At 44.7% G+C, this 14,962-nt stretch carries 9 protein-coding genes and 1 other RNA gene; 6 read left to right on the plus strand and 4 right to left on the minus strand.

The annotated features are described in order from the left end of the window. The first annotated feature begins 129 nt into the window (after nucleotides 1-129). From sov to ssrA, 6 genes are all read left to right on the plus strand, one after another. Nucleotides 130-7,116 (plus strand): T9SS outer membrane translocon Sov/SprA, encoded by a 6,987-nt coding sequence (gene sov, locus FDP09_RS19830; RefSeq protein ID WP_229683480.1) that lies wholly within the window; start codon nucleotides 130-132, stop codon nucleotides 7,114-7,116. 58 nt (nucleotides 7,117-7,174) lie between these two features. Next, nucleotides 7,175-7,552: a glycine cleavage system protein GcvH gene (gcvH, locus tag FDP09_RS19835; RefSeq protein WP_137404322.1), complete on the plus strand. Its 378-nt coding sequence runs from the start codon at nucleotides 7,175-7,177 to the stop codon at nucleotides 7,550-7,552. Next, the gene (locus tag FDP09_RS19840) at nucleotides 7,545-7,937 is read left to right on the plus strand and encodes a VanZ family protein (RefSeq protein WP_229683479.1); all 393 of its coding nucleotides are present in this window, start codon (nucleotides 7,545-7,547) and stop codon (nucleotides 7,935-7,937) included. Before gcvH ends, FDP09_RS19840 begins: the two co-directional genes overlap by 8 nt. Nucleotides 7,938-8,010: 73 nt before the next feature. Continuing rightward, nucleotides 8,011-8,685 (plus strand): energy transducer TonB, encoded by a 675-nt coding sequence (locus FDP09_RS19845; RefSeq protein ID WP_137404323.1) that lies wholly within the window; start codon nucleotides 8,011-8,013, stop codon nucleotides 8,683-8,685. A gap of 745 nt (nucleotides 8,686-9,430) precedes the next feature. Then, nucleotides 9,431-10,108: an energy transducer TonB gene (locus FDP09_RS19850; RefSeq protein WP_137404324.1), complete on the plus strand. Its 678-nt coding sequence runs from the start codon at nucleotides 9,431-9,433 to the stop codon at nucleotides 10,106-10,108. A gap of 230 nt (nucleotides 10,109-10,338) precedes the next feature. Further along, nucleotides 10,339-10,748: a transfer-messenger RNA gene (ssrA, locus tag FDP09_RS19855) on the plus strand. On the opposite strand, the gene FDP09_RS23870 is transcribed toward ssrA, so the two are convergent. The 4 genes from FDP09_RS23870 to traN form a co-directional block, all read right to left on the minus strand. Continuing rightward, nucleotides 10,711-12,267 (minus strand): recombinase family protein, encoded by a 1,557-nt coding sequence (locus FDP09_RS23870; RefSeq protein ID WP_187328720.1) that lies wholly within the window; start codon nucleotides 12,265-12,267, stop codon nucleotides 10,711-10,713. The two genes, ssrA and FDP09_RS23870, sit on opposite strands and share 38 nt — an antisense overlap. A gap of 315 nt (nucleotides 12,268-12,582) precedes the next feature. Beyond that, on the minus strand, nucleotides 12,583-13,053 hold the full coding sequence (locus FDP09_RS19865) for a JAB domain-containing protein (RefSeq protein WP_137404325.1): 471 nt from the start codon (nucleotides 13,051-13,053) through the stop codon (nucleotides 12,583-12,585). A 259-nt stretch (nucleotides 13,054-13,312) separates the two neighbouring features. Continuing rightward, nucleotides 13,313-14,092 (minus strand): hypothetical protein, encoded by a 780-nt coding sequence (locus FDP09_RS19870; RefSeq protein WP_137404326.1) that lies wholly within the window; start codon nucleotides 14,090-14,092, stop codon nucleotides 13,313-13,315. Nucleotides 14,093-14,095: 3 nt separating this feature from the next. Next, nucleotides 14,096-14,962 carry a conjugative transposon protein TraN gene (traN, locus tag FDP09_RS19875; protein ID WP_137404327.1) on the minus strand — a complete coding sequence of 289 codons (867 nt, stop codon included), beginning with the start codon at nucleotides 14,960-14,962 and terminating at the stop codon, nucleotides 14,096-14,098.

The following is a 14,962-nucleotide window of genomic DNA, read 5'->3' on the forward strand; positions in this document are numbered from 1 at the left end:
TTTTTAAAAGGCTGTAGCAACCCAAAAAACTTTTCAGCAACATTTTCCCTGTTGTTGACTGTTTTTCTTTTGTCCGGGTGGCAAGCCGCACAAGCACAAGGCGTCTCTTCGGATAGTATCCCAAGCAAAATGGACTCACTGGAAGAGCGAAGGGCATTGCCATCCTTTTTATTATGGGACAATTACCGTACCAATCCCCTCTACCCACAACAGAGTCCTTTGGATTACCGTAATTCCCCATTCTATAACCAAAGCCCACAGGAACAGCAGGTGGAAATCGAACTGGATTCCACCCTCCAATACCGCGTCTATGACCAAATGGACTCCACGGATGTCAATGCAGGCTACACCTTTGACTTCGAGGAATTTTCAAAAATCCAAGAATTGCGGATGCGCCAGCAATATTGGCGTGATCGTTCCAAGGGGATGTATGGCGAGAGTGCCGTCAGCGGCCGTGGACTGATCCCTCCTATCACCATGAGCCCAACTTTTGATAGGCTTTTTGGCGGTAGTGAAATCAATATCGTACCCACTGGCTATATCAACTTGGACTTTGGCGGGATATTTAGACGCATAGACAACCCCTCCATCCCCATCCGACAGCAGCGAAATGGAGGGTTCAATTTTGATCAGCAGATCCAGATGAGCGTAAACGGGAATTTGGGTGAAAAGATGCAGATCAATGCAAATTTTGACAGTAATAATTCCTTTGACTTCCAAAACCAACTAAAAGTAGAGTACCGAGGATTCGAAGAGGACATTATCAAGAGCATTGAAATCGGGAATGTCAGCATGCCTGTCCAAAACAGCCTGATCCAAGGTTCCCAAAACCTATTTGGAGTGAAGACGCAGCTTCAGTTTGGCAAGCTGTTTATGACGGCAGTCGCCTCCACCCAGCGGGGACAGCGCGACGAAATCGTCATCGAAGGCGACGGACAGGGACGTCCCTTTGAGCTCCGGGCGTCCGAATACGATGACAATAGGCACTTTTTCCTGGCACACTTTTTCCGTGAAAATTACGAACGTTGGCTCCGGGGACTTCCCCAGATCCTCTCCGGGGTAAATGTCACACGGGTGGAAGTGTACATCATGAACAGGGCAAACAATACCGAAACCCTAAGGAATTTCACGGCTTTTATGGACCTAGGGGAAGGGGAACGCATTTATCGACCTGACAATCCCAACATTGGCACTGGTACTCCGGGAAGCCCAGCTTCCAATGAGGCAAATGATCTCTTCGACAACCTGACCGCAAATCCCAATTTCCGACCCTATGACCAGGCTTCCAACCAGATTGAAAGTGGATTGGGACTGGTAAAAGGTACCGACTTCGTTCAGGTAAACGGAGCCAGAAAACTGGCAAACAATGAATATACATTTCATAAGGAACTCGGATACCTGAGCCTTAACAGGAAGATCCTGAACGATGAAGTGGTGGCCGTCTCTTTTGAATACACCTACAATGGACAGGCCTATAAGGTCGGGGAAATGTCTGAAGACTACCAAAACCGCCCAGAATCAGACGTGCTTTTCCTCAAGCTCCTGCGTCCTGCCCGGATCAATACCAATGTCCCCACTTGGGACCTGATGATGAAAAACGTTTATAGCTTCAATGCCAACCAAATCCAAAAGGAAGGCTTTCAGCTACAGGTAATCTATCGTGATGACCGCACCGGACTGGACAACCCCAGCCTACTGGAAGGACAACAGGTAAAGGATGTCCCTTTGGTCCGCCTAATGGGGCTCGATAACCTCAATCCACAAAATGACCCTGCACCGGACGGGAATTTTGATTTTGTCCCTGGACTGACCATTTTGCCCGAAAAAGGAATGCTGATCTTCCCCAAACTAGAACCCTTTGGCAAAACATTGGCCGACAACTTCCTGCCCAACGAGGAAAGCCTGAAGGATAAGTTTGTCTATGATACCCTTTACCGTACCACGAAGGCAGATGCGGAACTTGTCACAAGACTGAACAAATACTACATCAAAGGTAACCTGACAGCTGGATCTTCCTCAGAAATCATGCTCCCCGGCCTGAATATTTCCGAGGGGTCGGTGATCGTCAATGCCGGTAATATCCCGCTGACCGAAGGAGTGGACTACACCGTGGACTACAACATTGGCAGGGTCGTGATCATCAATGAGGGGATTTTGGCCTCTGGCAAAAGGATTACCATTAGCTTTGAAAAAGCAGACCTGGTCTCCTTCCAGACCAGGAGCCTTCTGGGGACACGCTTTGACTACATCTTCAACGACAACTTGACCCTTGGGGGTACATTCCTATACCTCAATGAACGTCCCAACATCACCAGGATCAGCACAGGTAGCGAAACCATCAAAAACAGCCTTTGGGGACTGGATTTAAACTATAGTGAGAAGTCAAGGTGGTTGACAAAGCTGGCCGATGCACTTCCCTTTACGGACACAAAAGATGAATCTTTGGTGACCTTTAGTGGTGAATTTGCCCACCTGATCCCCGGTACTTCCAACAAAGTCGATGGGGAAGGAGCATCCTATATCGATGACTTCGAAACGGCCATTACGCCGTTTAGTCTAGGTGGCAGTCCACAGAGCTGGAAACTCTCATCCACCCCAAGGACCAATGACAACCGTTTTGATATGAGCATGATGACCGAGGACCAATTGGGCAATGCATACCGAAGGGCCCGACTCGCATGGTACAATATTGACAACGTCTTTTATCGACGCACCGGCCAGGGTGTGCCTGAAAACATCACTGACGAGGACCGTCAAAATTACTATGTCAAGTCCTTTACTCCCCAAGAAATATTCGAAGGACGTGATCAGGACGCCATTGTCCTGCCTGAACCGTTATTTGACCTGGCCTATTACCCTTCCGAAAGGGGGATGTACAACTATAATCCTGCCCTGGACAGCGAAGGACTTCTCCCGAGTCCAGAGGATAATTATGGCGGTATTTCCAGGGTTATCACATCCGATGTGGATTTTGACCGGACCAACATCGAATACATCGAATTCTGGATGCTCGATCCTTTTATTTCTGGTCCAAATGGCCGGGTCCTGGATGGAATCTTCAACGAAAACAATACCACTGGGGGAAAACTGGTCTTCAACCTTGGCGAAATCTCGGAAGATGTCATGAAAGATGGCCGCCAAGCCTTTGAGAATGGCCTTCCCAAAGACGGGGATCCTTCCGAAACTACGGAAAACGAATGGGGACGTGTGACGAACCAACAGTACCTGACCCCCGGTTTTGACAATTCCCCAGAATCGCGGGCATTTCAGGACGTCGGATTAGACGGACTGAGCAGCGAGCAAGAAGTAGATTACTTCCAGGACAGGTTTTTGAGCCGATTAAATGTAACTGGTGAAGCCTATGAAAGGATCGCTGCTGACCCATCAGCAGACACCTTCCAATACTACCTTGGAGAGGAACTCGACCAACAGAATGTGAAGATTCAGGAACGGTACAAGCACTTCAACGGAATGGAAAACAACACCCCCATTTCTGCCAGTTCCAACCAATCCTATACTGCTTCCGGCTCCAATAAACCGGACAATGAAGATCTCAACGGTGACAATACCATCAACGAGGTAGAAAATTACTACGAGTACGAAATCGACTTGCAGCCGGGAGGGCTGGAAGTAGGAAGGAATCACGTAGTGGGAAAATCCACCCGAAATATCAACGGCCAGGATATCACTTGGTATCAATTCCGCATTCCCGTCAGACAGCCTGACAATGTACAGGGGGACATCTCAGGCTTTAAGTCCCTGCGGTTTATCCGGACTTACCTGACCGACTTCGAGCAACCTGTCGTATTGAGGATGGCGCAGTTTAGGATGGTGGGCAGCCAATGGCGAACCTTCCGTGAATCCCTTTATGAGCGGGGGCTTTTTGAAGTCCCTGAGCCCGATGTCTCCAATATGACCGTGGGTGTGGTCAATATCGAAGAAAATGGACAAGGGAATTCCATGCAAAGCCCCTATGTTCTTCCACCCGGTATCAACCGGGACCGGGACAACACTTCCACTGTGGAGCGCCAGCTCAATGAACAGTCGCTCAGCCTGTGCATTGACAACCTTCAAAGCCGTGACGCCAGGGCGGTATTCAAAAACAGCAACTTGGACCTGGTGCAATATGGCCGTCTTAAGATGTTCTTCCACGCCGATAGTGAAGATGCACTGGACGGGGAACTCACCGCTTTTTTACGACTTGGGACGGATTATACAGACAATTACTATGAGATCGAAGTACCGCTCAACATCACGCCAAAAGGCACCCGTGATCCCAACCAAATTTGGCCAAGTGCCAATGAAATAGACATCGCTATTGATGAGATCGTAGGGGTAAAATCCGCAAGGGACAATAATCAGCATCCCCAAAACCTCCCCTATACTGAACAGATAAGACAGTATAATGTAACGGTAGTGGGCAGGCCAGAACTAAACTATGTTCAGGGACTGATGATCGGTGTACGAAATCCAGCTTCTACTGGTAGTGCCAGCAAGTCGATCTGTGTCTGGGCCAATGAACTAAGGGTGGTCGATTTCAACAAGTCCAATGGGTGGGCAGCCAATGCACGACTAAATGCCAAAATCGCTGATGTAGCCACAATCTCCAGCAGCATCCGCCATAACACCTTTGGCTTTGGCGGACTGGAAACGCGGCTTTCCGAAAGGTCTCGGGAGTCCACCACTCAGTATGATGTATCTGCAAATGTCCAAGTGGACCGCTTACTTCCAGAAGGATTGAACCTGAGTGTCCCCATGTACGTCAGCATGGAAAACAGTACTACAAAACCACAATTTGATCCGCTAAACCCTGATGTTCCCTTTGAACTGGCCTTGAGTAAATTCAGGACCAACTCCGAACGTGAAGCCTATCGTGATCTGGTGCTCGACCAAGTCAAACGCCGTAATATAAGCTTCTCCAATGTGCGGAAACTGCCGAGTGAAAAAAAAGAGAAAAACCATATTTATGACCTGTCAAACTTTTCTTTCTCTTATGCTTATGGAATCGTAAAACAAAGCAATATCAACACGGAGGATTATACATATGAATCCTATCGTGGCAATATTTCCTATAATTACGCCCCCAATCCTGTGGTCGTGGAGCCTTTTAAAAACTGGGGAGTGCTCAAAAGCCCCTACCTTCAGCTGATAAGGGATTTTAACCTTAACCTGGCCCCCAGCCAGATCACGGCAAGCTTGGATGTGGACAGGAAATTCATGCGTACCCAGTACCGAAATGACCAGCTGACCACCGAAGGGGTGGATCCACTTTTCCAAAAGAGCTTTTATATCAACCGCTTTTTTGGCCTCAACTGGGACCTGACCCAAAACCTGAGTTTTGACTACCGGGCCAATGTCAATGCCATTGTGGACGAACCTCAGGGAGACTTGGACACCGAAACCAAACAGGACTCTGTCCGAAGCAACTTCAAAAAGCTGGGAAGGCCCACCAACTACAACCATTCTTTCATTGCCAATTACACCGTACCACTGGACAAGATGCCCGCATTGGACTGGATAAGTGCCGATATCAGGTACGAAGCCACGTACAGTTGGCTCACCGGTTCCATTGGCCAAAGGGATACGCTGGGGAATGTCATCCAAAACACCAGAAACCGCACATTAAACGGTAAAATGGACTTTGTAGGGCTGTACAACAAATCGGCGAAACTGCGTGCATTGAATGCTCCAAAACGGCCGAGCATCCCTGGCCAAAGAAATAAGGAACAGGACAGCATCACCACCGATGGTTTTGGCAACGGAATCCTGAAATTTGCCATGATGCTGAAAGAGATCTCTGGTCAATACAGTATTACCGAAGGCACCTTTTTGCCCGGGTATATGGAAAATACAGGGCTGTTTGGGATGGACAGGAGCTTTATGAACCCAGGACTTGGCTTTTTGTTTGGGAGCCAAAATGCTGACATCCGCTATGACCTGGCCAACAGAGGTGTCATGGCACCCAGCTCGGACCTTACTCAGGCATTCCGGCAAAATCAAGTGAAAAACCTGCAAATACAGGCCATCCTGGAGCCGGCGAGGGACTTTAGGGTCACCTTGGACATGAGAAAAAGGGAAACAGGCCAATACAGTGAAATCTTCCGTAGTGAAAGCGAGGCCAGCAATGACTACCTCTCTGTAAATCCTAACCGCTTAGGAGCCTATAACATCACTTACAATATGATCAAAACGACATTTGCCAAGGATGATGCGGATAACAATTCTCCCCTATTCAATGATTTTGAATCCTACCGATCCGTGATCAAGGGCAGACTGGATGCCTCCAATCCAGGAGGAGAATACAATATCAATGGGCAAGATGTGCTGGTACCCGCTTTTCTGGCAGCTTACAGTGGTAAGTCTCCCCAAGAAATCCCGCTAAATCCATTTCCCAAGTTTCCACTGCCCAATTGGCGCGTGGAATACCGGGGACTGTCCCGTCTTTCGTTGTTCGAAGAAACCTTCAGTTCCATCAACCTGACGCACAATTATACCTCCACGTACGATGTGAGCAATTTCTCTTCTTCCCTACTCTACCAAAACGGCTTGGAACTGTACAATAAGATTGAGCACTACCCTGCTGCCAGCATAACAGACGAATATGGAAGTTATATTCCCGTATTTATCCTCAACCAAGTGGTCTTGTCAGAACGTTTTGGGCCATTCCTTGGTGTGGACATACTGACCAAAAACCGGATGAACATCTCATTTGAATTCAACAAAGAAAGGGCCATCGGGCTCAACTTCTCCAACGCCCAGGTAACGGAACAAAAAAGCAAGGATTTCAGGTTTGAGCTAGGCTATACCAAATCCGGTGTCAAAATCCCTTTCAAGGTGCAAGGACAACAAGAAATTCTGGACAATGACCTGGAAATAAGGGTCAGCACCAGCATTGTGGATACACAAACACTCCAGCGAAAACTGGAGGAAGGCAGCACCATTACCAATGGCAACGTCAATCTACAGATCAGGCCGAGTTTGGGCTATATCATCAACCAAAACCTAAAAGTGACCTTCTACTTTGACAGGACGGTGAATGATCCACGGATTACGACTGCCTACCGTAGAAGTTCTACTGCCTTTGGTGGACAATTACGATTTAATTTAGGGCAATAGGTTTTATGATTTGTCGAAAGCTTGTATTTTTGGCTTTACTTAATCCTAAATATAACATATGGACTTCCCTAAAGACTTAAAGTACACAAAAGACCACGAGTGGGTAAAGATCGAAGGAGACATCGCAACAATCGGCATTACGGAATTTGCCCAAAGAGAATTGGGTGACATCGTTTATGTGGAAGTGGAAACCGTCGGTGAAACTATTGAGACCGGAGAAGTGTTTGGTACAGTAGAGGCCGTTAAAACCGTTTCTGATCTATTCATGCCAATAAACGGTGAAATCACCGAATTTAATGACGAACTGGAAGGATCTCCCGAGCTTGTCAATGATTCCCCTTACGAAGATGGCTGGATGATCAAAGTGAAATTTGAAGGGGCACTTCCTGACGATTTGCTTTCTTCCGAAGCCTACGCCGAACTGGTTGGTGAATAAGAAAAAGTATTTTAGCGAGCGACTATTGCCTGCTATCATGTGGTCTCTCATCTTGGCATGGTTGATCCTTTCGCCCGGCAACAAACTCCCGGATGTCTCGAAAGTACCCGGCTTGGACAAGATTGGCCATTTTGGTCTATTTGCAGGGGTGCTCTTCTTTTGGAACAGAGTTTGGAACCATTTCCAAAAGCCTTTTAGCAAAAGTAAATTTATTACTAATCATTTAGTTTTAGGAATTATTTTTGCTATATTGGTAGAGTGGTTGCAGCAATTGGCACCATACAGGGCATTTGACCTGTTTGATATTGCTGCAAACTTGCTAGGAAGTGCAGTCGGCACCATTTGTTTTTATATTTTGTACAAGAAGAAAAGTAAGCTTGTATAAGTAAAAATAAATGGTTAGAATTGTTATCGCTAAGAAGCAAAGAATTATTAACCTTTATATGAAGTATTAAACTATGGAAGCTAAAAAGACACCAAAAGCTGATCTGAGCAAAAAGTCAGGAATGTTCCTGAACTTGGGGCTTCTTGTCAGCGTTGGTCTTACGCTGTTTGCTTTCGAGTACAAAACGTACGAATCAGGAGCACTGATGGATCTAGGAACAGTGGAAGACGATTTCGAGGAATTATTAGATATTCCTATTACGGAACAGCCACCACCACCACCGCCACCGGTAGAACAGCCTATCATCGAGGAAATTCCTGATGAAGTGGAAATTGAGGAGAAAATCGAAGTAAACTTCGATGTAGAAGTACAGGAAGAAACCGTTATTAAGGAAGTTGTAATCGAAGACGCTCCAGTGCAGGAAAAAGCCGAAGAGATCTTTGATGTGGTAGAAACCATGCCTACACCTCCAGGAGGAATGGAAGGTTGGAACAAGTACCTTAGCAAAAACCTTAAATACCCAACCCAAGCACGAAGAATGGGTATTGAAGGAACGGTTTATGTAGTTTTCGTAGTAAACACTGATGGTTCTATCCAAGATGTTGGTATCCTTAGGGGCATCGGAGGTGGCTGTGATGAAGAAGCCATGCGCGTAGTTCGAAACGCACCTAAGTGGGAGCCTGGTAAACAAAGGGGACGACCAGTTAGGGTAAAAATGAGATTACCGATTCGATTTAAGCTAAGCTAATCAATCGCACAACCTATAAGAAAGGGGGCTGTCATTCATTTGACAGCCCTTTTTTAATTCCCTCCTATTACATTAATCTCCAAGCTTTTGTTGGATCAAGCGGAAAAGTTGGGGGCTGCCGGTTTTTTTAATGGCTAAACCACAGATAAAAAATGCCACAAAGGTCCAAAGGTACCAAGTGGATGATGTAAACTTTACTATAAAACATATATTTTTTTGTCCCTTAGGGGTGCATCATTGTTCCTATAAATAAAGAAATCAATTTGGGTTTATGTGACTGACTTTTGGCAAGAATGATTTTGGCTCTGTATGGATTACAGTGGGTAGATTATTTTATCAAAAATCCTGATGATTAATCATTACCTAATAAAATAGCCCCAAGGACATCATCCACCTATCCGCTATTGGGCGTGAAGAAATTAAACAAGCGGGCGGAAAAAGGGCAGGCCTGTTTGACGAAATGGTGGTAAAAATGGTTGTTGCAAGCTAAACACGAGGAGTTTGCCTGCATGTGGGCGGGGTTTGATTTTAGCCCAATAGATGCAATGTGGAGGTTTTTCGGTCACTTTTTTGACCTGTAGCAAAAAAGTGACAAAGGTTAAAGGAGCCATTTCACTGAAATTTAACAATCTATCATAATACTTACCCACACTAAATTATATAGAACAATGATCTTATTTAACTATTTTATTAGTTTGTAAACTAATTATTTAGTATATTGTTACATAATCAAACTACAGATCATATGGAATCCAAAAAAACACCAAAAGCAGATTTAAGGAGAAAGCATGGTCTATTCTTAAATATCGGCTTGTTAATCAGCACAGGACTGGCCCTAGTCGCCTTTGAATTTAAATCCTACGCAGTCATCACAATACAGGATTATAATCTCAGACCTGATCCATTGGAGGATATTTTGGATGTGCCCATCACCACTCACAGAGTTCCCAAGCCTCCAAAGATCGAGCAACCGGAAATCAAAGAAGTCCCAAATGATAAGGAAATCCAAGAAAAATTCGAGCCTATCCTGGATATAGAATTTCCGGAGGATCCCATCGTCAATAGTCCTGCTCTTCCCACTGGACCTCCAATAGCAGATAAGGCTGACGAGATCAAAGATTTTGCAGAACAGTTGCCCACTCCTCCCGGGGGCATGGAAGGATGGGCACAATACCTCAGTGGCAACTTAACATATCCCAAACAAGCTGTCAGACTGGGAATAGAAGGGACGGTATTCTTGGTCTTTGTCGTGAACAAAGATGGATCGATCCAAGATGTGGAAATATTACGAGGTGTGGGTGGTGGCTGTAGTGAGGAGGCTATCAGGGTACTCGAAAACGCTCCCGACTGGAAACCAGGCCTCCAAGGAGGGCGGCCGGTGAGGGTAAAAATGCGGTTGCCCATTAAATTTAAACTTAACTAAGTTCCGCCAAACTTTATTTTTTTGGGGCCATATTCATAAAATAATTGCCCCTTATGCTATTGGGTAATGCAAAAAAGAAGTCATACCCTCCAATTGAGAGGGTTGATTTTCCATATCCTGCTAAATCCAGGTATCCAAATGATATTGGTCGCAAACAGACTTAAATAATGAAAAGCAATTTTCTTTATTGGGAACTAAATTTGTGGTATTTTTGTCATCCTTAACCAAATGGGGCTGACCGGTTTTGACAGTAGGTGTGAAGACTGGGCTCGCATGTCGGGTGGAGCATGTACGCCCGCGAATAATTCATGCGATCTATAATTGGCGAATCTAATTACGCCATGGCTGCCTAATCAGACCCTCATAGGGACTGATACTGCTTAAAGGGTTGAGTTCGCAAGGCGAATTCCCCAGCCACATCCCGCGGCGCTCTGTCTTGGCAGCGCTGATCTTGGGGTGTCGACTTGCCAGGACTAGTATTGCTGATGCTATTAAGGCAGTGCGAAACTCAAATAGCTAAGCGTGACGGTAGCTGTGTCATCCAGCGGCCCAACGACGAAAACCCAATAGATGACTAAACATGTAGACGGTACAGTGTTTCCCTATCTGGACCAGGGTTCGACTCCCTGCAGCTCCACCTGACGGCACAAATCCATATTTCTGGGTTTTGTGCCGTTCTTTTTAACACTTAATCCTCTATCTATCAAATAGATAAGACTAATCATTTTATTAACTTTAGGGGTTCGATAATTATTTTTTTCAAATACCAATTTTTCACTGAAGGTCGAACTCAACAGCCTCTGCTTGTCTTCCAGGCCTGATTTTGCATATAAATCACCTAAATTAGAAATTACCCTTAAACAGGATTTTATCATTTCTTTGATGTTTCTTTTCGGCTTTTCACGAACACTCGCCAATTGAAACTCTAATCGATCTATTGAATCCGATACTTCTTTTTTGATTTCTTTAAAATCATCACTATCAATTTTATCATTCAGCAAAAGCTGCCTTGCTTTTTTTAGCTTATTACTCTCATTTTCAATTTTCTCTAATAAGGATTTCGTTTCATTTCCCCTATCATTTAATTTTGAATTAAGAATTTCAATTAGTTCTTTTTGAAAATACTTAAGCCTTTCTTCTTTTATTGAAAACTGATTAAGCATCTCAATCAGTTTCTCATTTACTAAATCAGCTCTAAAACGACATCTACATGGTGATTTACAATGGTAGTAATAATAATACTTCCCTGTTTTGCTTTTTGAAGGGCTTCCCGTCAAACCTCTTCCACAATTGGGACATTCTAGAAAACCTCTGAGTGGCAACTGTTCCTTGGAAACTATTTTAACATTATTTTTCCTTCCCCTTCCATCCAAAATATCCTGAACACTTTTAAATAATCTTTCTGAAATCAAGGCCTCATGTTGCCCCTCAACGAAGTAAGATTCTTCACCCTTATATGCAGGAACAAAAATTTTTCCAATGTAATGTTTATTCCTTAGCATTCTCCAAAAACTGGATTTTGTAAGGCTCAAACCCTTTTTGAACATTTCTGTATAGATTTTCTCGGTTTTAAAAGTACCTTCTGCTACCTTTTCAAATGATTCGATGACAAGACTAGCTTCTGGTTCTTTTGGTGCAATGTATTTTTTTCCTGTTTCAGTCGACCGATTAATATACCCCGTTGGTGCTTTCTTCAAATACCGACCTTCTTTGGTTGCCCTTCTAATACCATGAAATATATTGAGTGCCCTCCTATCATTTTCGACTTCTGGTGCAGCCAAATAAATAGCCAACATCATTTTGTTTTCAGGTATTTCCAAATCAAGTGGCTGTTCTATTGCTTGGGGTTCAATATTAAGACCTCTTAGAATATTAATCATAAAATAAGCATCCCCTGCATTTCTGCTAAACCTGTCCCATTTAGTAAATAGGATGAGATCTACTTTCCCTATCCTTCTTCCTTTAAGATCAGTCAAAAGTCTTTGCCACTCAGGCCGATCAAAAGTCTTGGCACTATGGTCCTCATAAATAACTTGCCTTACTTTTATACCATTAACAAGGCAATACCTTTTTAATACCTCTTCTTGATTCCGTTGGGAATAACCTTTATCAGCCTGCTCGTCTGTACTTACTCTAACATATAAATCAGCTATTTTCATTGGTAAAAAGTTGGTTTACAGCTAATTTACAAAAAAGCTGGATAGCGTCAAACAAATGTTCAGCATCAGCATATGAGATTTCCTGACCATCCTTCCTCAATAATTTTATCAGGTTTTTAATTTTTTCCCGCCTCTTTTTTTCTTTCAGTTGTACCATATTATATTTCTGATAGAGGCTAAATTAAATTTACTTTCATTACAAATATTCACCAGTTTAACCCTACTGGGGTATAAAATGAACACATTTAGGAATTAAAATTTCCCTTCCAATTGGACCTATCTCCAGCTTAAATTATCAGCAATAAAAAAAGGGCCTTACAGCCCTCCATCATCTGCGAAGGAATAATACCCTTCGGGAGTTAGGATGATGTGATCAAGTACCGGAAGTTCCAAAAGTTTTCCTGCCTTCACCATCTTTTCGGTGAGGCGTTTATCCCGTTCACTCGGCTTCATCGTTCCTGAGGGATGATTATGTGCAATTATCATGGCCGATGCTGACGATTTCATGGCAGCTCCAAATATCACCTTTAAATCCACTACCGTTCCCGCTGTTCCCCCGGATGAGGCATTGATTATTCCAAGTACACGGTTGGCCCTGTTAAGGAGGATGACCTTAAATTCTTCTATAAAAGCTATTTTAGATTCGTCCCAATTGGCCCTTAAAATCCTATTGGCTGTCAGGGAAGAGACGATTTGCGGTTTCTCTGAGACCTTTGAATTGGGACGGTAGCTCAATACGATTTCGGCTACTTGGCTGGAAACGATGTCTTTGTTTTTGGTATCCATAACATTTCGATTTAATGGTTAGAAATTAATTATGGTACCATCACAGCTTGAGGGCTATCAAGGCCATGTGGCAACGGAATAAATGAGGGACTAGCGCAAAGCCCTGTGTTTATGCCGTAAACTCATGGCCGCTTCAGCAGCCCGAAAGTTAACTTGTAACATTATTAATGAATAAAATCTCATCCTCTATTTTTAACCGTAAAAAAAGCATTTCCACTAACTGAAAATGCCATTTTTACAGTATTAAATCAAGCTATTTTTACATCCTCGCCCCTTTCCCCTTCTTGGGTTCCTTAGGGGTGTTCTTCATCTTCGGGGCCTGTTGCTTTTTTTCCTGCCGGTCCTGCTTCACCTCCTCTCCCTGGTCCTTGCCCAGTATCAGGTCATTGGTCTTGACCATTTTCATTTCTGTATCATAGACATTGACCGACTTGAACTTGGGGTTGGCCGATACGTACATGATCTCTTCCTTGCCGCCTTTTTCCATCGTCACCGGATAGACATTGCCCTTTTCAAAGGCCTTGAGCATCCATTCGGTCTTGGTGGGATCCTGCAGCTCCTTGATGGGAAGTTTGGACAGGGCTTGTTTACTGTCAAAGCCATAGTTCTCGTGATAGGACTCGATCTTGAAATTGTTGTTCTTGTCCTTCTGGGAAAAGTCCAGTTGCATCCAAGCTTGATAAGGTTCATTCTCCGCATTGAGCATGCCTTTTTTCACTGCCCTTCCTTCCAAGAGGTTAAAGGCCTCTTTGGCCGTCACCGATTGGTTGTTGTAGAAGGTATGCTGCTTGGGGGCGATTTCCGGATTGAGGTTGTGAAGGCTTGCATCGTACTTGTTGAGAAAATAACGCTCCGAGGTATTCGACTTTCGAAAGTGCAGCGAAACATCCATTTTCTTTCCTTCGATTTCCATGCTGTGCGGCAACTGAAAGGCCTCGTTTCCAGCCTTTATCTGTTTTTCCAGCGCATCGTTCAGGTCGGTGTCAAAACCGGTATACTTTAGCTTTTCCTTGAGGTACTCTAGATTTTCCTGGTCCATGGTTTATTTTGTTTCAGGTTGAACATCGGTCAGGTTTCTTGTTTTCAGGATGTCCCTGCCCCTGACCTTTAGGCGAAGGTTCCTGTCCCCGTTTTTTTCATCCAGTTGAATTTCCAACTGTTTTTTGTCCGAGAGGGTAAATTGCGGTAAGGCCACTACCAATGTATTCTGCCCATGGCCGGGAACACCAGGGCTGTTTTCCCATTGCTGCAACAACGCATCGAGTGGTTCTTCCCGGACCGATGCATGCTTGGCCTGCTTCTTATCGGTAATGGTAAATACCAGGCTTTCTGGTACAAAGGCCAGACGGGACCTGTTCTCCACTTGGAGCTTAAAAAACAGCAGCCCTTGCTGCTGGTAAATCCCCTGCAGCCCGAACCTCATCCGGTATTGGCGCCTTGTCCTGTTCAAAAAGGGATCCATGGAAAGAACGGCCTCCCCTGTTTGCTCCAGCTCCTTTGCCGGCAAGGCAAAATCCCTAAGCTGCAGCTCTTTCCAGGACAACAGCTGTTGACGGGCCATGTTAATGGAAGACCGTGCCAGTGATTCATCATAGCTGACCCTGAAATGGTAGAGCCGTGCATCGGCGGTGACCACATGCAGGTTGGTAGTCTTGAAGGAGCGCTGTCCTGCCTTCAGCAGCAAGAGGTTCGGTGCCTTTTCCTCTACTTTTGCCATGATATGGCCATGCCCACGGTCCACGCTCACCACTTTGGATGCAAAGACCAGTGCGGTGGTATGGTCCCAGCCAACGCTTATCGGGTAGGCCGGAAGGAGGGCACTTTTTGAAATGGGGCTTATTTCCACTTGCGCATTTGCTGCTCCTACAAACCACAATAGGCAATAAATGATCATCAATGTTTTTTTCAT

This window comes from Echinicola rosea, from assembly GCF_005281475.1.
In the GTDB taxonomy this organism is placed as follows: Bacteria; Bacteroidota; Bacteroidia; order Cytophagales; family Cyclobacteriaceae; genus Echinicola; species Echinicola rosea.